Raw genomic sequence first — 22,550 nt, 5'->3', positions numbered from 1 at the left:
GAAACTTCGCTATTAAGGGCACTGAAACCTAGATTTTTCTATGAGCTGAGCTTTAACGGACAAAAAAAAGAAAGACCACACGCAGTCTTTCTTTGCTTTCGCTTGTTACAAAATGTTTCTATTCGGCTTCGATCACGGCGGCAGAATCATCTAAGATCGAACGATCCAGTTCGTTGATACGGCTGCTGGTCACCATTCCTGCAACCATACTGTCGCTGACATTAACGAGTGTCCGTGCCATATCGATCAATGGTTCAACAGAAATAACTAAGCCTACGATGGCAATCGGCAAGTTCATTGAGCCTAAGACGATCAATGAAGCAAAGGTTGCGCCACCGCCGACACCAGCAACGCCGAATGAGCTGATCGTAACTACTGCAACTAGCAGTAGGATAAACTGCCAATCAAAGACATTGATCCCAACCGTTGGTGCAACGATCGTTGCCAACATCGCTGGATACACGCCCGCACAGCCGTTTTGACCAATCGATAACCCAAAGCTGCCTGCAAAGTTAGCCGTGGCTTCATCAACACCTAACGCTTTGGTTTGGGTTTCGATGTTCAATGGCAAGGCACCAGCACTTGAACGAGAAGTAAAGGCAAAGCTCAAGACTGGAAAGGCCTTTTTGAAATACGTTACTGGATTGACCCGAACAGCGATCAGCAATAATGAATGAACGAGTAAGACCAAAATCAAAGCCGCATAAGAGGCGATGATAAATTTGCCTAAGTTCAAGATGGCTTCAAAATCACTTGAAGCTAATACATTAGTCATCAATGCCAAAACGCCATAAGGTGTCAGGCGCAAAACTAACGTGACGATACGCATCACGATTTTATATAAGCTGTCCATCAAATTCGCAAAAGTTTCCGCTTCTTTCGGTGATTTACGTTTGACACCAAGAAAGGCGATCCCAACAAAGGCTGAGAAAATCACGACCCCGATCGTACTTGTCGAACGAGTACCCGCAAAGTCGGCGAAGACATTGCTTGGGATGAAGGAAACGATTTGTTGTGGGATCGATAGGTCTTGGACTTGTGTCGAACGTTCCGCTAATTCTGCGATCCGCGCTGTTTCCGTTGCCCCTTCGGTAAAGCTGGCACCGTCAAGACCAAAGACCATGACCATCACGATCCCGATCAAGGCAGCGATCGCCGTTGTCCCTAGCAAAGTCGCAAGAACCATAAAACTGATCTTCTTGATTTTTTCGCTTTCTTTCATCTTGGTGAAAGCACCAACGATCGAAACGAAGATCAAGGGCATGATCAGCATTTGCAAGAGAGCTACATAGCCGCTACCGACCATCGTGATCCAGTCAAGAGCTTGCGTGACAACGTCAGAGCCTGTCCCAAAAATCAGCTGCAGCACGCCACCAAAAACGATCCCGACGAACAACGCCGCAAAGACCCGCGTTGAAAACTTCACGTGACGCTTTTGCAATAAGTAGAACCCATAAATAAGGGCAGCAAAAAGTAGAACAACAATAATAGTTAACAGATTTGTCATTTGAATCCTCCTTTTGTTCAATAAACATGACAAAGTCTGTCAGAGGAAGTAAAGGTTCCCAGTGACCATTCTTCAACAGTTCACTCTAATGAGACGTGTGGCATCATTAGTGACTATTCCATTTTAAAGAAGTTTGCTTCATCTTACAATAAATAAGTTCCCAGTTTTCTGGGATGGTACCGCTTTTTTGTCAGTAAATAAAAAAAGAACCGTTGCCACACCCCCATGCTGCTAGGATTTCTGCTTTCCTAACAGTTAGATTGCGGCAACTGGTTCGTTATTTTTTCATTTCGTCTTTTTGAAAAATTTCAGTAAATATTCAGTCGGCCATTAGAAATTGCTGACTTACGCCAAAGCGCCCATTGGATCCCAAGGTGCTAGGACCGTTGGTTCTGCTTCAAAGGCAGCCAATTGTTCTGCTGTCAGGAATTCTTTGCGAACCACGATTTGATAGGTGTATTCATCCATCCATGCATCGCTCATGACGAAGAAGCCATTCGTTCCGACTTTTTCCCCCCAGCTGTTTTCGACTTTCCATTTGGTTGATTCGCCATCGATCAAATCAACACCGGTCAAGACCATCGCATGGGTCATTAAGCTTTCGCCAAAATCTAAGCGTTCTGCTTTGGTCATCGTAAAGTCGATATCAAATAAGTCATTGATATCATAGGTATCTAATGCCATGATCCCAGTATCTCTGGTAGAAGATTGACCGACATCACAACCGAACCACACGGACTCCCCTTGTTCCAATTGAGCGATCGCTAATTTTTTGAAGGTCGGCATATCGACGTTCAAGTATTTGACTTCTTTGCCGCCAACCACGTTGCCTAGCATTTCTACGGTATACGATTGATTGTAAGGCTTGTCGGCAGTTGGTGCGTTGATGATACTGACATAATCGTCAAGGTCCACCCCGACATATTTTTCATAAAAGCTTTGTGGTGTTAAGTTGCGATCAATGTGATAGTTTTTGTCTTCATCACGGTATTCAAAATCAAAGGTTTCTGGCGGTGTGCCTAAAGAAGTCGCTAAGAAACGATAAATGTCTTCCAACATCGCTTCTTTGGCTGTTTGGATGTCTTCAGCTGTTTTGCCTTCTGCTACTAGCTGACGCAAAGCAACCGCATCTTTACGCAGTTTTTTGTTTAAGTAATTGTTTAGATCACGAGAATTAGAAGAGTTGCTGCTTTCTGGCATGACCGTTTTTGGTACGACACCATATTTTTGGAAAATCGAAACGATCATGTCCCATTGCCCACCATCTTGTTGTGGGGTTTGCAATAAGAAAGCAACTTTGCGACTTGTTAAAGGTTCGTTAGCAGTTGCTAAAATATTTTCATAGAAATAGTTGGCTTTTTCGTATTTGTCCCAAAAGAAGGTATGGTTTTGCGACAATTCAAATTCTTTTAAATTGAAATCATTCAACATCTTATGACGGAATGTATTCAATGCGGCAAACATCCAGCAGCGGCCTGATTGTTTTTGGTTTGAGACTTTCCCGGTTGTCACATCAACTGAAAAAACTGGCACATTGTTGACTTTTGCTGACACGTTTTCCGCAGAAGCGGTGATCCCATTTTTCACAACACTCCGTTGCAGTGCCGTTTGTTTATTATTTTCTTGATACGCTTGCGCAAAGGCAGCGGTGGTCTTTTTTGAAATTTCTGACATATTTCTTCATCCTTTCACTTTCCGTTCCTTCCATTTTACGCCTCTGCCTCTCAAATAACAACCGCTCCTAGAAAAATGAAAAAATCATCTTTCTAAGAGCGGTTGCTCGTATCAAGGATTTAAAGGGTTAGCATCAAAAGCAAAAAGCCAAGTAAAACAAAGGATAGTCCTCGTTCAAATCGTGCATACAGGAAGCGGATCGGGCGGCTAGCTAGCAAGATCGTCAGTAAAACACTGGCTAACACCAACGTCACAAAGCCTAATACCGACAGATTCAAGTCGGTGATGGCTAATGCCCGCAAGCCCTTGATGAAGATCCCCTGTAAAAGATAGACCAGCAGTGTGTTTTTGCCCCACTTCGTAAAAAATAGGTGCTCTCTGGGCACGAGGCTCAGAAAACCGATGATCCCCATCAGCCCGATCACGAAAAAGACCGCACGCAAGGGACCGCCGAACAACGGATAGCTCAAGTAATCGTCATAAGGCTTGGAACCAAAAACCATGTACTTGTTCATCCCATGAAAAAACGCGATAAAGGTGTAGATGATCGGTAGGAAAAGCAAACTGATGGTTCGAATCTTTGGTTTCAATAAAAAGCGCATCTCATTTTTGGGAAAATAAAACCCGATAATGAAAAACGGCAAAAAGACAAAGGTCCGCTGCAAGGTCAACACTTGATTTAAAAACGGCACGTAGCCAGCAAAGATGCTCAAGCCAATACTCAGCAGGATCGCCTGCTTTTTGGACATTTTTTGAAAGATCAACAGCGAGAGCTGCCAAAAGAACATGCTAAGCAAAAACCAAAGTGCCCATTGCGGATTCAACAGTTGGATTTTTAGCGACTCCCGTAGACCGATCAACCAGTAATAGACGGTGTAAAACACCTGAAAGAAGACATAAGGCAGCAAGAACTTTTTCATCAACTCACGAAGCTTGTGTCCCTTCGTCAACGGTTTGGCAAAGTACCCAGCCAGAAAAACAAAAGCTGGCATGTGGAAAGTGAAGATAAAATAATATAGGTCATGATAAAACTTCTGATCGCCGATAAAAGGCTGCAGCAAGTGACTGAAGACGACCAAGATCATCAGTAAAAATTTTGCATTATCAAAGTAAGCCGTTCTTTGCGATTGGCTCATAAAAAGTTCCTCCTCTAAGTTGTATCTGTCAAAGGATACCTGATCCATGAAACAGAACTGTAACAAGCTATTTACTTTTTTCTAACGATTCTTGTTCATTTGATTACCAGTTGCTATTTTGTATAGTTTGTATTAATATATATAATACAAAGGAGCTGTTTTCGATGATATTTGATATTCAAACCCAAAGCAACCAACCCATCTACCAGCAGTTGCGGGAAAAGATCATTGTCGGTATCGCAAAAGGCGATTTGGCCGCTGGCGAATTGCTGCCATCCGTCCGTCAATTAGCCGAAGAGATCGGCATCAATACCATGACGATCTCAAAAGCCTACAATTCCCTCAAAGAAGAAGGCTTGTTAGTCACAGATCGCCGCAAAGGAACCGCCGTTGCCGCGCCACCACCGTTTACTTCCGGACAAGAAGCGGAGTATCGCCAAAACTTGCAACTGCAACTGGCAACCGCTCTCTTACACGGCAAAAGCAAGCAAGCGCTTTTAACCGATGTTCAACAACTGCTGGACCAATTTCCTGAAAGGAATGAATGCAAATGACCTATCTTTTTTTCATTATTGCTCTTGTCCTCTGCGGGACGACCGCATTTGGTTTACGCTTGATCAGTAAACCCCACAAAAATGTTTTACTCGAAAATACCCTTGCCCCTGAGCATCTGGATGATCTTAGCGTCCACAGCTTGATCACAGAATTTCGCAAGCGTATCTTACAAATCGTTGGTACATTTAGTGTAGCAAGTCTCCTTTTTTTGTTCAATTTATCTGACTCCATCATCCTTACCCTGTTCTGGCTTTATATGGCCGCTTTATTGGGGACAGCTTACCTGGTACAAGTGCATTACATCGGAAAAATGCGGCAATTGATCCTTGCCAATGGATGGGAACTACCCATCGATCCGATTCGGATCGACACAAAACTCGTTCAAGCCAAAAATAAGCGGATGCTGCCGTGGTATAGCCTCGTTCCAGCGGGGATTTTGTTGATGATCAGTTTGTACCAAGCATGGCACTTGCCTGATCTTTTTACAGGATACTTGATGGGCGGCGTCTCCTTAGCAATTTTTGCGCTGTTCCTCTATCTCTGGGTGATCATCAGTCGCTTACCCGTTCGCGGGATCAGCGGCAATTCAGCTATCGACCAGCACATCAATGATTTAACAAAACGCTATTGGTCCTTATTGATCGCTGTCACTTGTACCATTACACTACTCTTGTTGACTGTCCCACTGGCGTCCATGTCCGCTACTGGAGCATTCAGTACTATCCTCTTAGTGCTCTTTGTTGTTTTGGTTGTTTTCTTGATCGTCTTTACCTTCTTCTTGTTGCTAGATCTGCGTAAAAAGCAAGATCAGCTCTTAGAACCAGCAGGACAACCGCGCTATTATGGTGAAGATGCTTACTGGCGATATGGTTTTTACATCAATCCTAATGATACGCGACTGTTCGTTCCTGACCGTGTTGGGATGAATATCGGCATCAATCTAGGCAAACGTAGCGGACAAATCGTCTCAGGTATCACCGCTGTCTTCTTACTTGTATTAATGGTCGGTACCATCATTCCGATGTATCGCTTAGATTTCGCTCCTGATGCGATCACCGGTGAAGTGCAAGGACAAGAAGTCACCTTCGATGCACCAATGACTGGGAAAACAACGGTCTCTTTGGCAGATATTCAAGAGGTGGAATTGATCGAAGCTTTGCCATCGCCTCGTGTTCGTACCATGGGTGTAGGAACCGCCAGTTACCAAATCGGTAAATTTACCGTTGCTGGTGATCCTGCCAGAATGTTCGTGGACATAAACTCGACACCTATTTTAAAAGTCACCACCAAAGATGGGCCAACCGTTTTTTACACAAATAAAAAAGCCGCCGAAACGACGGATTTATACGAGGAACTAGTACAGAAGATTTCCTCAGCGGAGTGAGTGTTCTGGAGAAAAAACTGGGGAACCCATTATCCCCAGGCTATCCACAACCAAAAAAACGACCTTCCGAAACGAAGGTCGTTTTTGATACTCCGGCAGTAGGACTCGAACCTACGACATCATGATTAACAGTCATGCGCTACTACCAACTGAGCTATGCCGGAAGAATCTATCTGTACTATACCAAATAGTCAGATAATTTAGCAAGAGCAAAAATCAATTTTTTGTTCCTTTTTTTCAAGAAAATCCCCTTTTAGAAACTTCCCTTCCCGCAAAGTGTTTTTCTCAAGAAATATCCGAAAATCTCATTGACAAAGCAGCGCCTTTACGGTATTCTATATCTTGTGTTAAATAACACGCCGCTTTAGCTCAGTTGGTAGAGCGCATCCATGGTAAGGATGAGGTCGACGGTTCAAGCCCGTCAAGTGGCTTTGGTAGGACAACGTTTGTCGGACGTTGTCTTTTTTTGTGCATCTAATTCCCAAAGTATAGCGATAATTTCTGAACTTAATCATTCGTACGCCCCTAATTTCCTGCGATATACAAAAGAAATAAGATCGTAAAACCCAATAGTAGGACCGATACAACTGCTTTCACTATCCTCGCTGCATCTTTAAATTTAAACAAGAGCGTATATAGATTAATAAAGTAAATGATTGACAGGGCTGCTTCTTGCGAATATTCTTTCACTTGGATCAAGCCTAGCCATATAATCAGCAAAAGAATCGAAAAAACAACCAAATAGTTTTATGCAACACGCTTCATTTCATTCTCCTTTTTTATTGTTTAAAATTGATATAACAAGATTTATTCCAACATCCTCTCAATGTCCCTCATTATTTAAACAAGAATCTGAAATACAAGGTTTAATTCCGCAAGTCAAACTTGAACAATTACCACGGGGTAAAGGTTCAATTCAATTTAACCAATTCATTTCAAATGCCTTCTTTCTATTTAATTATGAAAAGTATAATAGTAGGCAGAAAAATAATTACTATAAAAATAACAAACATGATCATTAAAATTTTAAAAATCTTTTTCATCATTTATTTCTCCTTTCCAACAATATTCGATTGTATTCTGCTACATTCTGTAAAGTCGATAAATTATCAGCCCCTCTCTCCAATACTTTTCCTACAGCCTTTGCTTATTAAAAGTGTAACAAACTATCTCTTCTAACAGTCAATTTTTATCAATTTAAATAAATATTTTTTTATAAAACGAACAAAAACGGTTTTTCAATCGGTGCTTACAGCTCAATTTTAGACACATCTTTTTTACCACAAAAAATCCGCTCTCCTAAAGCTAAGAGAGCGGGTTTTTCAACTAACTGAAGTTTTTTGAAAGGAGATGCTTTATGCTGACTAAAAAAATAACATACTGTTTCCGTTTAATTTAAATTTTTACTTCACGACCAACACCGTACATTTCGAATGATTGACGACATAATCGGTGGTTGAGCCTACGACAGCTCGGGTCAATGTACCTTTGCCAGTTGCACCGATAATGATCAAATCAATCGGGTACAATTCTGTTGCTGCATGGATGATAAAACGTTTTGGATCACCGACTTCAACGATCACCTCAACATCTTCCACCCCATGTTGATTGGCATCATAGATTTTTTTCAACATATCCGTTTCCACACGTAATTTTTCTTGATCAAAAATTTTCGCAAAAGCATAGGCACTTGTGGATAACTCAGCATTGTTGATAACAGAGAGGACATACAATTTGGCTTTGTTCCTACGACAAATCGCGAGTGCTTCTTGGAACGCTTTTTCTGACTGATCCGACCCATCCAAGGCAACAAGTACATTTTGACAATTACGTAACATCCAAATCGCCTCCTTTTCTTTATTTTACCACAAAAAATGGAAGCGTTACAAAAAAGGACAAGGTCTACTCTTAAGAGACCTAAAACTTCCTTTAAGATTTGTGAAGTTCCTTACTTGTCCCTGTGATTATGCAGTAAAATGAAAAGAAGAATGATTCGAGGTGAAAGAAATGCGCTCTTTTTTCCAGGCTGCGGTCACTGTGCTCTTGTACTTAGGGCTTTTCTTGCTGATAATCGGTATTATCGCCTTTTTCTTGCTAAAACTTTAAGCTTGGTTTGTTGAAAAGCAAGTTGCTGTCACATCCCTAAGAGGAGTGATACACTTGGTTTATCAACAATTATCGAAACGAAACAGCTTGCTGCTCACTCGTTTCAAAAAGGAGATCATGCAAAATGGACTTACATATTACCCCTACTGCCGCCGCTCGCTTTCCAGAAGGACACGACTTATATATTCTGACGAGTAATGACGGATCGAACCAATTTTCTTCAGCAGCTGGATGCTGTATGATCGGCGAACGTTTTTTGATCACACCGATCGACGAACCGTTAGACCCATACAATGAGTTAGTCTCAAGCAATCAGTTTACTTTCTTTACATCAACCTATGATCAAATGTTCTTGACTGGTCATTTGATTCTAGATGTTCACCCAACTTCAGGAACCTTGATTTTGAAAAACGAAAGCGGCTATTTGGATACCAATCTTTTATTGGAATCCTCTCCACAGTTGAAACAAACGAATGCGTAACTAAAGAGCTGACAAACGCCTTGTAAGGTGCTTGTTAGCTCTTTTTCTCTATAATGAATCTGGAATCAACGCTAAGAGTTCTTGTGTCTCAGCGGCTAAAGCGATCGCACCAGCATCAAGCAATTCTTCTTTTGACCCAAACCCATATAAAACGCCGATTGCCGGTAACTGGTTTTCTTTTGCACCTAAAATATCATGCTCGCGGTCGCCGATCATGATGGTTTGCTGCGCTTTTTGCTCCTTTTCGATCTCAGTTAACGCGTAGCGGATAACGGCCACTTTTTCCCCACGTTTATTCTCAAGATCCGCCCCATAGATTCCTTTGAAATAGCCATCATACTTGAGATGGGTCAGGATCTCTTTTGCAAAAACTTCTGGTTTCGACGTAGCGATATACAAATCGTGATCCTGCGCCAGCTCCTGCAATGTTTCTTCGATCAACGGATATGGTTGGACTTGAAACATGCCCGCTTGACGATAATTTTCCCGGTAGAAGGCAACGGCTTGCTGGGCAGCAGCTTCATCGAAGCCCAAGCCACGGAAGGATTCAATCAAAGGCGGCCCCACAAAGCTCCGCAGTACGTCTTGCGCTAATTGCTGTTTTCCCATTTTTTCCATCGCATATTGAATCGATCCATAGATTCCTTCACTCGAATCAATGATCGTTCCATCTAAATCAAAAAGTACTTTCTTTCTCACGCCATCGTCTCCTTTTCTAATAGTATAGAAAAAAACAGCAGGACAAGCAACACTTCTTCCTTTTCGTTCTGATCTCATCTAAATAAAAAAGACGCTGCCCCATCAAAGGCAACGTCTTTATTTTTGTCATTTTATGCAAAAAAAAGATAGCAGATGCTATCAAGCAACTCCGGCAGTAGGACTCGAACCTACGACATCATGATTAACAGTCATGCGCTACTACCAACTGAGCTATGCCGGAAAAATTGAAATGCGTGGCGACGTCCTACTCTCACAAAGGGAAACCCTTCACTACAATCGGCGCTAAGAAGCTTAACTTCTGTGTTCGGCATGGTTACAGGTGTATCCTTCTTGCTATCGCCACCACACTATTCAATTGAGTAAGTGTTGCTCACTCAAAACTGGATCGAAGAATCAAAACTCTACGAGTTTACATGTTTTTTTCTTTTTGGTTAAGTCCTCGATCGATTAGTATCAGTCCGCTCCAACCATCACTGGCCTTCCACTTCTGACCTATCTACCTGATCATCTCTCAGGGATCTTACTTTCTTAAAGAAATGGGAAATCTCATCTTGAGGTGGGCTTCACACTTAGATGCTTTCAGCGTTTATCCCTTCCCTACATAGCTACCCAGCGATGCCTCTGGCGAGACAACTGGTACACCAGCGGTAAGTCCATCCCGGTCCTCTCGTACTAAGGACAGCTCCTCTCAAATTTCCAACGCCCGCGACGGATAGGGACCGAACTGTCTCACGACGTTCTGAACCCAGCTCGCGTGCCGCTTTAATGGGCGAACAGCCCAACCCTTGGGACCGACTACAGCCCCAGGATGCGACGAGCCGACATCGAGGTGCCAAACCTCCCCGTCGATGTGGACTCTTGGGGGAGATAAGCCTGTTATCCCCAGGGTAGCTTTTATCCGTTGAGCGATGGCCCTTCCATGCGGAACCACCGGATCACTAAGCCCGACTTTCGTCCCTGCTCGAGTTGTAGCTCTCGCAGTCAAGCTCCCTTCTGCCTTTACACTCTTCGAATGATTTCCAACCATTCTGAGGGAACCTTTGGGCGCCTCCGTTACCTTTTAGGAGGCGACCGCCCCAGTCAAACTGCCCATCTGACACTGTCTCCCAGCCCGATAAGGGCTGCGGGTTAGAGTGGCCATAACGCAAGGGTAGTATCCCACCATTGCCTCCATCGAAACTGGCGTCCCGATCTCTACGGCTCCTACCTATCCTGTACATGCGGTACAGACACTCAATATCAAACTACAGTAAAGCTCCATGGGGTCTTTCCGTCCTGTCGCGGGTAACCTGCATCTTCACAGGTACTAAAATTTCACCGAGTCTCTCGTTGAGACAGTGCCCAAATCGTTACGCCTTTCGTGCGGGTCGGAACTTACCCGACAAGGAATTTCGCTACCTTAGGACCGTTATAGTTACGGCCGCCGTTTACTGGGGCTTCAATTCGTACCTTCGCTTACGCTAAGCACTCCTCTTAACCTTCCAGCACCGGGCAGGCGTCAGCCCCTATACGTCATCTTTCGATTTTGCAGAGACCTGTGTTTTTGATAAACAGTCGCTTGGGCCTATTCACTGCGGCTGCTCGTTAGAGCAGCACCCCTTCTCCCGAAGTTACGGGGTCATTTTGCCGAGTTCCTTAACGAGAGTTCTCTCGCTCACCTTAGGATTCTCTCCTCGACTACCTGTGTCGGTTTGCGGTACGGGCCGTTGTTTTCTCACTAGAAGCTTTTCTTGGCAGTGTGACATCAGAAGCTTCGGTACTATTATTTCCCTCCTCATCACAGCTTGTCCGTATAGGTAGAAGCATTTGACTCCTACCAAGACTTACTGCTTGAACAGACATATCCATCAGTCTGCACTTCTTAGCCTCCTGCGTCCCTCCATTGCTCAAACAAAAACAACGGGTACAGGAATATCAACCTGTTGTCCATCGCCTACGCCTGTCGGCCTCGGCTTAGGTCCCGACTAACCCTGGGCGGACGAGCCTTCCCCAGGAAACCTTAGTCATTCGGTGGACAGGATTCTCACCTGTCTTTCGCTACTCATACCGGCATTCTCACTTCTAAGCGCTCCAGCAGTCCTCACGATCTGCCTTCAACGCCCTTAGAACGCTCTCCTACCAATGCACCTAATGGTGCACTCCACAGCTTCGGTAAACTATTTAGCCCCGGTACATTTTCGGCGCAGGGTCACTCGACTAGTGAGCTATTACGCACTCTTTAAATGGTGGCTGCTTCTAAGCCAACATCCTAGTTGTCTGTGCAACCCCACATCCTTTTCCACTTAATAGTTATTTGGGGACCTTAGCTGGTGGTCTGGGCTGTTTCCCTTTCGACTATGGATCTTATCACTCACAGTCTGACTCCCGGATATGAATGAATGGCATTCGGAGTTTATCTGAATTCGGTAACCCGAGATGGGCCCCTAGTCCAAACAGTGCTCTACCTCCATCATTCTCAATTCCGAGGCTAGCCCTAAAGCTATTTCGGAGAGAACCAGCTATCTCCAAGTTCGTTTGGAATTTCTCCGCTACCCACACCTCATCCCCGCACTTTTCAACGTACGTGGGTTCGGTCCTCCAGTGCGTTTTACCGCACCTTCAACCTGGACATGGGTAGATCACATGGTTTCGGGTCTACGACAACATACTCATTCGCCCTATTCAGACTCGCTTTCGCTACGGCTCCGTCTCTTCAACTTAACCTCGCATGCTATCGTAACTCGCCGGTTCATTCTACAAAAGGCACGCTATCACCCATTAACGGGCTCTAACTTGTTGTAGGCACACGGTTTCAGGATCTATTTCACTCCCCTTCCGGGGTGCTTTTCACCTTTCCCTCACGGTACTGGTTCACTATCGGTCACTAGGGAGTATTTAGCCTTGGGAGATGGTCCTCCCGGATTCCGACGGAATTCCTCGTGTTCCGCCGTACTCAGGATCCTCCTAGGTGTTATCCAAATTTCGCCTACGGGGTTTTTACCCTCTTTGACATACTTTTCCAAGTATTTCGACTATCTGAATAGACTACCATATCGGAGTCCTACAACCCCAACAAGCAAGCTTGTTGGTTTGGGCTTTTCCCGTTTCGCTCGCCGCTACTCAGGGAATCGAATTTTCTTTCTCTTCCTGCAGGTACTTAGATGTTTCAGTTCTCTGCGTCTACCTCGACTGCGCTATGTATTCACGCAGACGTAACATCCTATAAAAGATGCTGGGTTCCCCCATTCGGAAATCTCTGGATCATAGCTTACTTACAGCTCCCCAAAGCATATCGGTGTTAGTCCCGTCCTTCATCGGCTCCTAGTGCCAAGGCATCCACCGTGCGCCCTTATTCACTTAACCTTTGACCTTACGGTCGGTTTTGAGTACTTCTTCTAGCGATAGAAGGTTGCTCAAGAAAATAAGCGTTGAACTTATTAAAAAACTCTTTTAACATTTCAACTCGGTGTGTGTTACTTGTTTTGATTATTTCTTCGATATCCAGTTTTCAATGAACAAATTTTGTTTGAGAGTAAACCTCTCAAAACTGAACAAAGGCAAACGATGTGTAGTCTTCCGAAATATTCCTTAGAAAGGAGGTGATCCAGCCGCACCTTCCGATACGGCTACCTTGTTACGACTTCACCCCAATCATCTATCCCACCTTAGGCGGCTGGCTCCAAAAGGTTACCTCACCGACTTCGGGTGTTACAAACTCTCGTGGTGTGACGGGCGGTGTGTACAAGGCCCGGGAACGTATTCACCGCGGCGTGCTGATCCGCGATTACTAGCGATTCCGGCTTCATGTAGGCGAGTTGCAGCCTACAATCCGAACTGAGAGAAGCTTTAAGAGATTAGCTTAGCCTCGCGACTTCGCAACTCGTTGTACTTCCCATTGTAGCACGTGTGTAGCCCAGGTCATAAGGGGCATGATGATTTGACGTCATCCCCACCTTCCTCCGGTTTGTCACCGGCAGTCTCGCTAGAGTGCCCAACTAAATGATGGCAACTAACAATAAGGGTTGCGCTCGTTGCGGGACTTAACCCAACATCTCACGACACGAGCTGACGACAACCATGCACCACCTGTCACTTTGCCCCCGAAGGGGAAGCTCTATCTCTAGAGTGGTCAAAGGATGTCAAGACCTGGTAAGGTTCTTCGCGTTGCTTCGAATTAAACCACATGCTCCACCGCTTGTGCGGGCCCCCGTCAATTCCTTTGAGTTTCAACCTTGCGGTCGTACTCCCCAGGCGGAGTGCTTAATGCGTTTGCTGCAGCACTGAAGGGCGGAAACCCTCCAACACTTAGCACTCATCGTTTACGGCGTGGACTACCAGGGTATCTAATCCTGTTCGCTCCCCACGCTTTCGAGCCTCAGCGTCAGTTACAGACCAGAGAGCCGCCTTCGCCACTGGTGTTCCTCCATATATCTACGCATTTCACCGCTACACATGGAATTCCACTCTCCTCTTCTGCACTCAAGTCTCCCAGTTTCCAATGACCCTCCCCGGTTGAGCCGGGGGCTTTCACATCAGACTTAAGAAACCGCCTGCGCTCGCTTTACGCCCAATAAATCCGGACAACGCTTGCCACCTACGTATTACCGCGGCTGCTGGCACGTAGTTAGCCGTGGCTTTCTGGTTAGATACCGTCAAGGGATGAACATTTTACTCTCATCCTTGTTCTTCTCTAACAACAGAGTTTTACGATCCGAAAACCTTCTTCACTCACGCGGCGTTGCTCGGTCAGACTTTCGTCCATTGCCGAAGATTCCCTACTGCTGCCTCCCGTAGGAGTCTGGGCCGTGTCTCAGTCCCAGTGTGGCCGATCACCCTCTCAGGTCGGCTATGCATCGTTGCCTTGGTGAGCCGTTACCTCACCAACTAGCTAATGCACCGCGGGTCCATCCATCAGTGACGCAAAAGCGCCTTTCAACTTTCTTCCATGCGGAAAATAGTGTTATACGGTATTAGCACCTGTTTCCAAGTGTTATCCCCTTCTGATGGGCAGGTTACCCACGTGTTACTCACCCGTTCGCCACTCTTTTTCTTTCGGTGGAGCAAGCTCCGGTGAAAGAAAAAGCGTTCGACTTGCATGTATTAGGCACGCCGCCAGCGTTCGTCCTGAGCCAGGATCAAACTCTCATAATGATTTGTTTGAATGACCATACGGTCATTAAGCTCATAAAAATTAACTTTGCTAGCTATTGCTTGCATGTATTTGTTTCAATAAATTGAAACGTCCTACACATTGGTTCGTTTGCTTGCTTTGTTCAGTTTTCAAAGGTCTACCGTGCTGTGTTAGCAACTTTTATATTATATCAGAGCGACATTTGATTGTCAACTCTTTTTTAAAAGTTTTTTTCGCTCGTTGTTTTTCAACTTCGTAGCGGCTGTTTCAGCGACTTAATTAGAATAACAAATGATTTGTTATTTGTCAACAACTTTTTTTAATTAATTTTGTTGATCTATCAACATTGATTAACTGTTTTATTATTGCGACTTCGTTATAATATCATCTGTTGCATTTTTGGTCAAGTCTTTTTTTGAAGTTTTTTCAACTGTTGTTTTGACCCGCTGGCTCAATTGCCAACGTTGACTAATTTACCATTCTTCTTGACTCAGGTCAAGGAAATATTTCATTTTATTTACAAAAAGTTTTCAATAAAAAAAGACCGTCGTAACGGTCTTCAGTCTTTTCGCTAATATTCAGGTGCTAAAAGAACGGAACGCCTTCAATCTCGTAGTCTTCAATGATCTTACGAAAGATATTGGGCTCTTCCCACGCATACCCTTCTGGCAGCTGTTGCGTTTGTCCTGCTTCTTGTGTTTCAAAAACAAATAAAGGAATGTTTTGCGTATCAATATTGCCATTTGTGAGCTCAACGAGTTCGATCGCTGTCACATCAAGGTGGATACGGTCTTTAAACAATTGTAAGATCGTAGCCAAGCCGGTTTTATCTTCAGAAAAATCCGTTGACGCTAATTCCGCAGTGCCTTCGTGTATTTGCATCAAAAATCGTTTCGAACCATTTGCTAAGTGCATCATAACTGTACCCGCTACTTTTTTGGATCCCAAAATACCCACCTCAGTTATTCATCTGTTTGTAAACTAATTTTAGCACATTTTCAGAAAATATGCACGATTATCTGCTGCTGTTTTCTTTTTCTAACATTTCTTTGGCCTCTTTCACCCACACTGGTAAAGCTTCTCCAATCGTACGAAAACCGATCCGCTTATTCTTATTTGTAAAGTAGCGTTTACGCTTAAAGGGTGGCTGAACAAAACTCGTTTCCAATGTACGGCGGGACAAACTGATCTTTTGGCTGTATTCGTCAATATCAATGATTTGTACACGGATCTTTTGCCCGATCTGTAAGACTTCATGGATATTTTTGGTAAACCCAGATTGGATCTCTGAAACATGGATCAATCCCTGTGTTTCCTTATCTAACGAAACAAATGCACCATAGGGTTGAATCCCAGTGACTGTTCCTTCTATAATGTTCCCGATTTGATAATTCATAGTCTTTCCTCTCTTTTCCACTTTCATTATACTTGAACTAGTGGTAGATTTGAAGCATCAGAAACAACGTTGCACAATATAGGAGGGAAACGCATGATCAATTTTGACAAAGTTCATCCGCGCTTAAATACCAATAGCGTCAAATGGGATACCATTGCAAAAACCTATAAGGAAGAAAACTTGTTGCCGCTTTGGGTAGCCGACATGGATTTTCTGGCACCAGAACCTGTGAAAAAAGCTTTAGAAAAAGCAGTTGCCCAAGGGATCTATGGGTATTCCACCATCCCTGATTCGCTGCTTGAATCCATCATCGATTGGCAGCAAAGACGTCATGGTTATACCATCAATAAGGAAGCGATCCTTTTTAACAGCGGTGTCGTCCCTAGTATTGCACTGGCGATCCAAAGTTATACGCAAGAAGGAGATGCCGTATTGATCCACGATCCGGTCTACCATCCCTTTGCCCATGTTGTCAAAAACAATCAGCGGACCTTAATTCAAGAACCGTTACTAGAAAAAGAGGGCCACTTTGTCATCGATTTTGAGGCGATGGAACAAACCATCATCGACAAGAAGGTAAAATTGTTTCTTCTATGTAATCCTCATAATCCTGGCGGTCGCGTGTGGTCAAAAGAAGAACTGCTGACGATCGGCCGTATTTGTCAAAAGCACCAGGTGGTCGTTGTCAGTGATGAGATCCATCAAGACATCGTTTTTGCGCCAAATCACTTTGTTTCTTTCCAAACAGTCGAGCCAAGCTTTGCCGATTTTTCGATCATCTTGACCTCAGCAACCAAGACCTTTAATTTAGCTGGGATCAAAAATTCGATGGTATTCATCAAAGACCAAACCTTGCGCAGCCAATTTGCAAAAACACAAGAACGCAATGTTCAAGGGGAAATCAATACGTTTGGTTTGGTCGCTACTGAAGCAGCGTATCGTGAATCTGAAGCATGGTTAGAAGAACTTTTGTCCTATTTAGAAGCAAATCGCACCTTTGTCTGCGACTTTTTGACTGAACAACTCCCAGCAGTGACCTTTCAAAAACCCGAAGGTACTTACTTGATCTGGCTAGATTTTTCTGCCTATGGCCTAACGGACAATCAGCTGCAGCGCAAACTGATCAAAGAAGCCAATGTCGTATTGAACCAAGGAAGTATCTTTGGTCCTCGCGGCAGTCACCATATGCGGTTGAACTTTGCCTGTCCTAAAGAGCTATTAGAAAAAGCACTCAATCAAATCGCCGCCGCGTTTAAAGACCAACCGATCGGTTAACTCTTTCTTATGAAAAAAAGAACCCTAAAGCTGCCATTTCAACGATCTCCTTGAGGGTGACCGTTGAAACTGCTTTTGGGTTCTTTTGTTTTATTCGCTGATTTCGATCGTTTCGATCACTACATCATGCACTGGACGATCTTGTGGTCCTCGTTGCACGCCAGCGATTTCATCAACGACTGACATTCCTTCGATCACATGACCGAAGACTGTGTGACGGAAATCTAACCAAGGAGTACCACCCGCTTGATACGCTTCGATGATTTCAGCTGGATAACCAGCACCTTCTAATTGACCTAACATGTTGCTAGGAACATTTTGATTGTTTACGATGAAAAACTGGCTGCCGTTAGTATTTGGACCAGCGTTTGCCATGGATAAAGCGCCACGAAGATTGAACAATTCTTTTGAAAATTCATCTTCAAAGCTGCCACCATAGATGCTTTCGCCGCCCATCCCTGTACCAGTTGGATCGCCGCCTTGAATCATAAAATCAGGAATGACACGGTGGAAGATGATCCCATCGTAATACCCTTTTTTCGCTAATTCAACGAAGTTCTTCACTGTTTTTGGTGCCAATTCTGGGAACAATTGTACAACTACATCCCCACGATTGGTTTTGATGACTGCTTTATGGCCAGTTTGTTTTTCTAATGCTAACTGTGGAAATTCAGACACATTAACTCCTCCTTCTCTCTCATAAATCCATGATAGCAGAAAATTGAAAAAATGCTAGTTTGGATAATTTTTGCTATAATGAAGCTATTCGTACACTACGAACACGCTTCACCCCAACGTGGTTAGAAAAGAGGAATAACATGGATATTTTTGATATAACGATTATCGGCGCGGGACCTAGCGGGATGTTTTCTGCTTTCTATGCCGGTATGCGTAACGCCAAAACCAAGATCATCGACAGCTTGCCGCAATTAGGCGGTCAGCTTGCTACTTTATACCCAGAAAAATACATCTACGATATCCCAGGTTATCCGAAAATCAAAGCGGGCGATCTTGTCCAAAACCTGGAAAAACAGTTGACGACCTTCAATCACCAATATTGTTTAGAAGAAACCGTCTTGTCGGTCGAAAAACAAGAAGACTATATCGAAGTCACCACCGACAAAGGAATCCATTACTCGAAAGCCGTGATTTTGGCTTTAGGAAACGGCTCCTTCCAGCCGCGCAAACTGACTTTGCCAGAAAGCGAGCGTTTTGAAGGATACGGCTTAGACTATTTTGTCACCGATTTAATGAAGTATGCTGGACGCAAAGTAGCGATCGCCGGTGGCGGCGATTCTGCCATCGATTGGGCATTAATGCTGGAGCCGATCGCTAGTGAAGTCTACTTGATCCATCGCCGTCCTGAATTTCGTGCCCATGAACATAGCGTCAGTAAATTACAGGCTTCTGCCGTCAACATTTTGACTCCTTATGTGATCCAAGAAATCCAAGGAGAGCAACGTTTGACTGGTGTCTCGTTGCAGCAAGTCAAGGGTGATGAAACGGTCAGCCTTTCATTGGATGCTTTGATCGTCAATTACGGTTTTTCTTCCACATTGAACATCAAGGATTGGGGCATGAAAAGCAGTCGCCAAGGAGTCTTCGTCTCTTCAGATATGAGCACGTCTGTTCCTGGGATCTATGGCTGTGGGGATGTCGTTTTATACGATGGAAAAGTCGACCTGATCGCTACTGGTTTCGGGGAAGCCCCAACTGCGGTGAACAATGCGCTCCACTACATCGATCCCAAAACGCGGACACAACCTGCCCACAGTACGAGTCTTTTTAAGGAGTAGCTGAGATGAAACAAGCTGGTCAACGTCAACTTGCCGCCTATACTCTCCCTTTACAGGGCAAGACCCTCACTGAGCAAATGGTTCAGTATCTGGAAGCCTTCGATCATGCCGAAACGGCGGTCCACAATCTAGCCGTTGCCCAAGAAGCCAAACGATTGGCAGAACGGTTTCAAGTCAATGCGGAGAAAGCTTACTTGGCAGGACTGCTGCACGATGTCAGCGTCGTCATCCCTAATGACCAGCGAATCGCCTTGCAGATAGCAGTAGGCGAACCGATCTTAGATGCGGAGCGGCAAGCACCTTTTTTGCTGCATCAGCAGCAATCCGCTTTGTTGGCAAAAACGGTTTTTCAGGTGTCTGATCCAGACATTCTGTCCGCCATCAGCTGTCATACCACCTTAAAGGCCCAATATAATCGTCTCGATCTGATCGTTTTTTTAGCCGACAAAATCAAATGGGATCGCAAAGATCAAGCGCCTTTCTTAACCGGCTTATTAGACCGCCTCGATGATTCCTTGGAAGCCGCCGTTGGGTATTATATGGACTGGCTTTTTGCTGGTGACTTGGTGGTCCCCCATCCTTGGGCAGTGGCAGCCAAAGCAGAACTAGCCAACACCTGTGCTTCAGTGGATGTCAGAAGGGATTAAAACCCAAACGGCATGGCCTGCAACTGGAATAGGGCACTACTTATGATCGCAATCCATCAGTCGCATGTTGACTTTTGAATAAACTATTTTTACATGGAGGGGAACTATATGGTATTAGAAAGCAAAACACTTGAAGACAAAGCAAGAGAATTGTTGGCCGACCGCGGTGTCTCGTTGCAAGACATTGGCGAATTGGTGATGTTCTTGCAAAAAGATTACATTGAAGGCATCACCTTGGAGATGTGTATCGAAAGCGTCAACGCTGTCTTAAGCAAGCGGGAAGTCCACAACACGATTTTAACGGGGGTCCAATTGGATATTTTGGCAGAAGAAAATCAACTGCTGCATCCACTGCAAGAAATCGTTAAAGAAGACGAAGGGCTTTATGGGATCGATGAGATCCTCGCTCTATCCATCGTCAACGTGTACGGCTCGATCGGCTTTACTAACTATGGATACATTGATAAAGTCAAACCGGGTATTTTGAAAGAACTGAACAAGCACGACGGTCCCCGCGTTCACACCTTTTTAGATGATATCGTAGGTGCCATCGCAGCTTCTGCCGCAAGTCGCTTAGCCCATCAACACCCAAGTAAATCTCATTACATTACGCAATAAAAAAAGACCGACGATCCGCCTCCTTCAAAGGAAGTGGATCGTTGATCTTTTTTTCATTATGCTGTTTTTTTCAAGCCTCGTTTGCCCCACCAATAGAAAGCAAAAAAGAAGACTTCAATCAAGACAAAAAAGAGAATAAAGCAATGCATGAAAAACGTTTCTGGCAATACGTTGATGATCGGATCGGTGGCTGGATTAAATAGCCAATCGTCGTTACTGAAGAAAATCTCATGGAACGTAACGAAAAAGCGATCAAAGCCGACTGCCATCAAAAACCCGAAAATCAGCGGCAATATCATCCCCCATTGAAAAGGACGAATCAAGCGCCATTGCTGTTGTTTTTGCCGTAACCGATTGACGAACCAGATACTCGGCAGCACCGTGACGATCATCACGGCATAATTTAATAGAAACAACTGCTTCACATCGTAAAAATGCCCAGCGCCAGCTTCAGACATTGGAAAATCTGGCAAGGCGAGCGTACTTGCAAAGGGATTGTTTAGAAAATCTAACAATAAGCCATAGTTCTTCAACAACTCTTCTCTTGTTAGCGAGGTATAATCCAGCAGATTCAAGTGATCGACATCAAACCAATATAACGGTCGAAAATTGATCGTTAGGGTGATCGCTAGACTGACCAAAAACAAAAACAAGCAGACAAATCCTAAGCGTTCAAGCCACACTTGTTTTTTCATTGTTCAAAATCCCACTCATCTAAAGAATCCACCACATAAGTTGGTGCTACTGGTAATGTCGGAACTGCCGCTTTCGGGGTAAAACCAGATAATACGAGCAAAGAATCGATCCCGTTTTGGATCCCCGAGCGAATATCGGTTTCGTAATTGTCCCCCACCATCAAGACCTCTTCTTTTGATAAGCCGATGTGTGCCACCGCTTTTTCCATAATGATCGCTTCTGGTTTGCCAATAAAGATCGGTTGCGTTTGGGTGGCAGTCTCCACCATTGCGATCAGTGAACCTGCACCTGGCAACAAGCCTCTTTCCGTCGGGATATTTTTGTCTGGATTGGTCCCGATAAAGGTAGCTCCTTTTTGGATCGCTAACGTTGCTAAAACAAATTTTTCATACGTCACGTGGTTGTCTAAACCAACCACGACATAATCCGGATTGGTTTCTTCCCACTCAAACCCAGCAGCTAAGATCAAATCGATCAACCCCGCTTCGCCGATCACAAACACTTTGCGGCCTTTGCCATGGTCTTTCATAAAATCGATCGTTGCCAAGCTTGCGGTATAGATCGTTTCTGGTGCCACGTGAATCGAAAATTCATCCGCCAATCGCTGTGCCACGACTTCGGGACTGCGGGTCGTATTGTTGGTCACAAATAAATAGGGCAGTCCTTTTTCTTGTAAGGATTCTACGAAGCGTTTCCCAGCAGGGATCGGCTCTTTTCCTAAATAAATCGTGCCGTCTAGATCAATCAAATAGCCTTTATATTTCATCTTATTCTTCCCTTTGTCGAATCGTAAACTCTTTTTTGCCTTTTTTCACCGTAGTTGTTTCGGTTTTTTTGACGTTTTTTTCTTTTGGTTTACGATTTTTGATCGTTGGTTTGCTTTTTTTCTGCGGTACTGTGTCACGCTTTTCTTCTATATGGGCGTTTTGTTGTGTGTTTTGATTTTGATTGTTTTGGGTTGGCTTTTTCTTGCGTCGGCGGGAGGTACTTTTTTCTTTCTTGCCGCCAACTCGTTGGATCACGAAATAGGCACAACCGAAGTTGCAATACTCATACAAATAGTCTTCCAGCATGTCGATACGCTGATCGGGTAATGCTTTGCGGTTATCCTTTTCAAAAAAGCCTTTCAAACGCAGCTGCTCATAACCCCAATCGCCTACGATATAATCATAACGTGCCAACACTTCACTGTAACGCTCGCCAAGTTTTTCTGGATTGAAGCCTTCACGATAATCCATGACCAATTTGTATTGTCGATTGCCAATCATTAATTCTTCATCATTTAACAAAGTCACCAACTCGCCTTTTTGCGGTTGTTTCGCTGGTTCTTCAATAATTTCTTCTAGTACAGATGTCATTTCATCTGTGATCGTTTGTTTTTCGGTCATTTTTTCACCACCTGCTGTTTATTATACCTTGTTTTATTCCCCAATGATAGTCGCGGTTTTC

Annotated in this window: 18 protein-coding genes, 3 tRNA genes and 3 rRNA genes; 8 read left to right on the top strand and 16 right to left on the bottom strand. The window is 44.2% G+C overall.

Annotation, left to right across the window (positions count from 1 at the left end):
• Positions 1-118: 118 nt before the first annotated feature.
• The 3 genes from IGJ44_RS02960 to IGJ44_RS02950 form a co-directional block, all read right to left on the bottom strand.
• Positions 119-1,507: an L-cystine transporter gene (locus IGJ44_RS02960; protein WP_167827230.1), complete on the bottom strand. Its 1,389-nt coding sequence runs from the start codon at positions 1,505-1,507 to the stop codon at positions 119-121.
• Positions 1,508-1,852: 345 nt separating this feature from the next.
• The gene (locus tag IGJ44_RS02955; protein WP_167827231.1) at positions 1,853-3,181 is read right to left on the bottom strand and encodes an aminopeptidase C; all 1,329 of its coding nucleotides are present in this window, start codon (positions 3,179-3,181) and stop codon (positions 1,853-1,855) included.
• A 119-nt stretch (positions 3,182-3,300) separates the two neighbouring features.
• The gene (locus IGJ44_RS02950; RefSeq protein ID WP_008377006.1) at positions 3,301-4,317 is read right to left on the bottom strand and encodes an acyltransferase family protein; all 1,017 of its coding nucleotides are present in this window, start codon (positions 4,315-4,317) and stop codon (positions 3,301-3,303) included.
• Between the two features lie 164 nt (positions 4,318-4,481).
• On the opposite strand from IGJ44_RS02950, the gene IGJ44_RS02945 reads away from it, so the two are divergent.
• Both IGJ44_RS02945 and IGJ44_RS02940 read left to right on the top strand, forming a co-directional pair.
• The gene (locus IGJ44_RS02945) at positions 4,482-4,871 is read left to right on the top strand and encodes a GntR family transcriptional regulator (RefSeq protein WP_167827232.1); all 390 of its coding nucleotides are present in this window, start codon (positions 4,482-4,484) and stop codon (positions 4,869-4,871) included.
• Positions 4,868-6,256, top strand: a complete 1,389-nt coding sequence (locus IGJ44_RS02940; RefSeq protein WP_205821375.1) for a hypothetical protein — start codon at positions 4,868-4,870, stop codon at positions 6,254-6,256. The genes IGJ44_RS02945 and IGJ44_RS02940 overlap by 4 nt, the downstream gene beginning before the upstream one ends.
• Before the next feature lie 90 nt (positions 6,257-6,346).
• Here IGJ44_RS02940 and IGJ44_RS02935 read toward each other — a convergent pair.
• A tRNA-Asn gene (locus IGJ44_RS02935) sits at positions 6,347-6,420 on the bottom strand.
• Positions 6,421-6,614: 194 nt separating this feature from the next.
• Here IGJ44_RS02935 and IGJ44_RS02930 point away from each other — a divergent pair.
• Positions 6,615-6,687 (top strand) — tRNA-Thr (locus IGJ44_RS02930).
• A gap of 972 nt (positions 6,688-7,659) precedes the next feature.
• Here the strand turns inward: IGJ44_RS02930 and IGJ44_RS02925 are convergent.
• Positions 7,660-8,094 (bottom strand): universal stress protein, encoded by a 435-nt coding sequence (locus IGJ44_RS02925; RefSeq protein WP_167827234.1) that lies wholly within the window; start codon positions 8,092-8,094, stop codon positions 7,660-7,662.
• 392 nt (positions 8,095-8,486) lie between these two features.
• On the opposite strand from IGJ44_RS02925, the gene IGJ44_RS02920 reads away from it, so the two are divergent.
• Positions 8,487-8,843 carry an iron-sulfur cluster biosynthesis family protein gene (locus IGJ44_RS02920; RefSeq protein ID WP_015509034.1) on the top strand — a complete coding sequence of 119 codons (357 nt, stop codon included), beginning with the start codon at positions 8,487-8,489 and terminating at the stop codon, positions 8,841-8,843.
• A gap of 48 nt (positions 8,844-8,891) precedes the next feature.
• Here the strand turns inward: IGJ44_RS02920 and IGJ44_RS02915 are convergent, their stop codons facing one another.
• From IGJ44_RS02915 to IGJ44_RS02885, 7 genes are all read right to left on the bottom strand, one after another.
• The gene (locus tag IGJ44_RS02915; protein WP_167827235.1) at positions 8,892-9,542 is read right to left on the bottom strand and encodes an HAD hydrolase-like protein; all 651 of its coding nucleotides are present in this window, start codon (positions 9,540-9,542) and stop codon (positions 8,892-8,894) included.
• A 167-nt stretch (positions 9,543-9,709) separates the two neighbouring features.
• Positions 9,710-9,783 (bottom strand) — tRNA-Asn (locus IGJ44_RS02910).
• A gap of 11 nt (positions 9,784-9,794) precedes the next feature.
• Positions 9,795-9,910, bottom strand: a 5S ribosomal RNA gene (gene rrf, locus IGJ44_RS02905).
• Positions 9,911-9,990: 80 nt separating this feature from the next.
• Positions 9,991-12,905 (bottom strand): 23S ribosomal RNA (locus IGJ44_RS02900).
• A 229-nt stretch (positions 12,906-13,134) separates the two neighbouring features.
• Positions 13,135-14,693 (bottom strand): 16S ribosomal RNA (locus tag IGJ44_RS02895).
• The 16S, 23S and 5S rRNA genes sit together here with 1 tRNA gene alongside, the layout of an rRNA operon.
• Before the next feature lie 565 nt (positions 14,694-15,258).
• Complete coding sequence (locus tag IGJ44_RS02890; protein ID WP_005227664.1) at positions 15,259-15,621, bottom strand: hypothetical protein; 363 nt, start codon at positions 15,619-15,621, stop codon at positions 15,259-15,261.
• Positions 15,622-15,688: 67 nt separating this feature from the next.
• Positions 15,689-16,069 (bottom strand): CvfD/Ygs/GSP13 family RNA-binding post-transcriptional regulator, encoded by a 381-nt coding sequence (locus tag IGJ44_RS02885; protein WP_005227662.1) that lies wholly within the window; start codon positions 16,067-16,069, stop codon positions 15,689-15,691.
• 93 nt (positions 16,070-16,162) lie between these two features.
• Here IGJ44_RS02885 and IGJ44_RS02880 point away from each other — a divergent pair, with 93 nt between their 5' ends.
• Positions 16,163-17,344 (top strand): MalY/PatB family protein, encoded by a 1,182-nt coding sequence (locus IGJ44_RS02880; protein WP_086294575.1) that lies wholly within the window; start codon positions 16,163-16,165, stop codon positions 17,342-17,344.
• 90 nt (positions 17,345-17,434) lie between these two features.
• Here the strand turns inward: IGJ44_RS02880 and IGJ44_RS02875 are convergent, their stop codons facing one another.
• Positions 17,435-18,022, bottom strand: coding sequence for a peptidylprolyl isomerase (locus tag IGJ44_RS02875; RefSeq protein ID WP_005227659.1), 588 nt, complete (start codon positions 18,020-18,022; stop codon positions 17,435-17,437).
• A 140-nt stretch (positions 18,023-18,162) separates the two neighbouring features.
• Here IGJ44_RS02875 and IGJ44_RS02870 point away from each other — a divergent pair, with 140 nt between their 5' ends.
• From IGJ44_RS02870 to IGJ44_RS02860, 3 genes are all read left to right on the top strand, one after another.
• Positions 18,163-19,140 carry an NAD(P)/FAD-dependent oxidoreductase gene (locus IGJ44_RS02870; protein WP_010748839.1) on the top strand — a complete coding sequence of 326 codons (978 nt, stop codon included), beginning with the start codon at positions 18,163-18,165 and terminating at the stop codon, positions 19,138-19,140.
• Between the two features lie 5 nt (positions 19,141-19,145).
• Positions 19,146-19,787, top strand: coding sequence for a bis(5'-nucleosyl)-tetraphosphatase (symmetrical) YqeK (yqeK, locus tag IGJ44_RS02865; RefSeq protein ID WP_086294574.1), 642 nt, complete (start codon positions 19,146-19,148; stop codon positions 19,785-19,787).
• Between the two features lie 108 nt (positions 19,788-19,895).
• Complete coding sequence (locus IGJ44_RS02860) at positions 19,896-20,405, top strand: phosphatidylglycerophosphatase A family protein (RefSeq protein ID WP_005227653.1); 510 nt, start codon at positions 19,896-19,898, stop codon at positions 20,403-20,405.
• Positions 20,406-20,461: 56 nt separating this feature from the next.
• Here IGJ44_RS02860 and IGJ44_RS02855 read toward each other — a convergent pair whose 3' ends face one another.
• The 3 genes from IGJ44_RS02855 to IGJ44_RS02845 are packed head-to-tail and all read right to left on the bottom strand — an operon-like array spanning position 20,462 to position 22,489.
• The gene (locus IGJ44_RS02855; RefSeq protein WP_074536563.1) at positions 20,462-21,100 is read right to left on the bottom strand and encodes a TIGR01906 family membrane protein; all 639 of its coding nucleotides are present in this window, start codon (positions 21,098-21,100) and stop codon (positions 20,462-20,464) included.
• Complete coding sequence (locus IGJ44_RS02850; RefSeq protein WP_061053784.1) at positions 21,097-21,867, bottom strand: TIGR01457 family HAD-type hydrolase; 771 nt, start codon at positions 21,865-21,867, stop codon at positions 21,097-21,099. Before IGJ44_RS02850 ends, IGJ44_RS02855 begins: the two co-directional genes overlap by 4 nt.
• Position 21,868: 1 nt before the next feature.
• Positions 21,869-22,489 (bottom strand): YutD family protein, encoded by a 621-nt coding sequence (locus IGJ44_RS02845; protein ID WP_015509029.1) that lies wholly within the window; start codon positions 22,487-22,489, stop codon positions 21,869-21,871.
• Between the last annotated feature and the right edge of the window lie 61 nt (positions 22,490-22,550).

The organism is Enterococcus sp. DIV1368d (assembly GCF_050542975.1).
GTDB lineage: Bacteria > Bacillota > Bacilli > Lactobacillales > Enterococcaceae > Enterococcus_D > Enterococcus_D casseliflavus.
This window is presented reverse-complemented; position numbering and strand designations above follow the sequence as displayed.

Coding starts and splice junctions, on each gene's coding strand:
- IGJ44_RS02860 (WP_005227653.1), top strand. CDS start 19,896: ATGGTATTAGAAAGCAAAACACTTGAAGACAAAGCAAGAGAATTGTTG.
- IGJ44_RS02955 (WP_167827231.1), bottom strand. CDS start 3,181: ATGTCAGAAATTTCAAAAAAGACCACCGCTGCCTTTGCGCAAGCGTAT.
- IGJ44_RS02920 (WP_015509034.1), top strand. CDS start 8,487: ATGGACTTACATATTACCCCTACTGCCGCCGCTCGCTTTCCAGAAGGA.
- IGJ44_RS02845 (WP_015509029.1), bottom strand. CDS start 22,489: ATGACCGAAAAACAAACGATCACAGATGAAATGACATCTGTACTAGAA.
- IGJ44_RS02850 (WP_061053784.1), bottom strand. CDS start 21,867: ATGAAATATAAAGGCTATTTGATTGATCTAGACGGCACGATTTATTTA.
- IGJ44_RS02940 (WP_205821375.1), top strand. CDS start 4,868: ATGACCTATCTTTTTTTCATTATTGCTCTTGTCCTCTGCGGGACGACC.
- IGJ44_RS02855 (WP_074536563.1), bottom strand. CDS start 21,100: ATGAAAAAACAAGTGTGGCTTGAACGCTTAGGATTTGTCTGCTTGTTT.
- IGJ44_RS02925 (WP_167827234.1), bottom strand. CDS start 8,094: ATGTTACGTAATTGTCAAAATGTACTTGTTGCCTTGGATGGGTCGGAT.
- IGJ44_RS02870 (WP_010748839.1), top strand. CDS start 18,163: ATGGATATTTTTGATATAACGATTATCGGCGCGGGACCTAGCGGGATG.
- IGJ44_RS02960 (WP_167827230.1), bottom strand. CDS start 1,507: ATGACAAATCTGTTAACTATTATTGTTGTTCTACTTTTTGCTGCCCTT.
- IGJ44_RS02885 (WP_005227662.1), bottom strand. CDS start 16,069: ATGAATTATCAAATCGGGAACATTATAGAAGGAACAGTCACTGGGATT.
- IGJ44_RS02945 (WP_167827232.1), top strand. CDS start 4,482: ATGATATTTGATATTCAAACCCAAAGCAACCAACCCATCTACCAGCAG.
- IGJ44_RS02880 (WP_086294575.1), top strand. CDS start 16,163: ATGATCAATTTTGACAAAGTTCATCCGCGCTTAAATACCAATAGCGTC.
- yqeK (WP_086294574.1), top strand. CDS start 19,146: ATGAAACAAGCTGGTCAACGTCAACTTGCCGCCTATACTCTCCCTTTA.
- IGJ44_RS02950 (WP_008377006.1), bottom strand. CDS start 4,317: ATGAGCCAATCGCAAAGAACGGCTTACTTTGATAATGCAAAATTTTTA.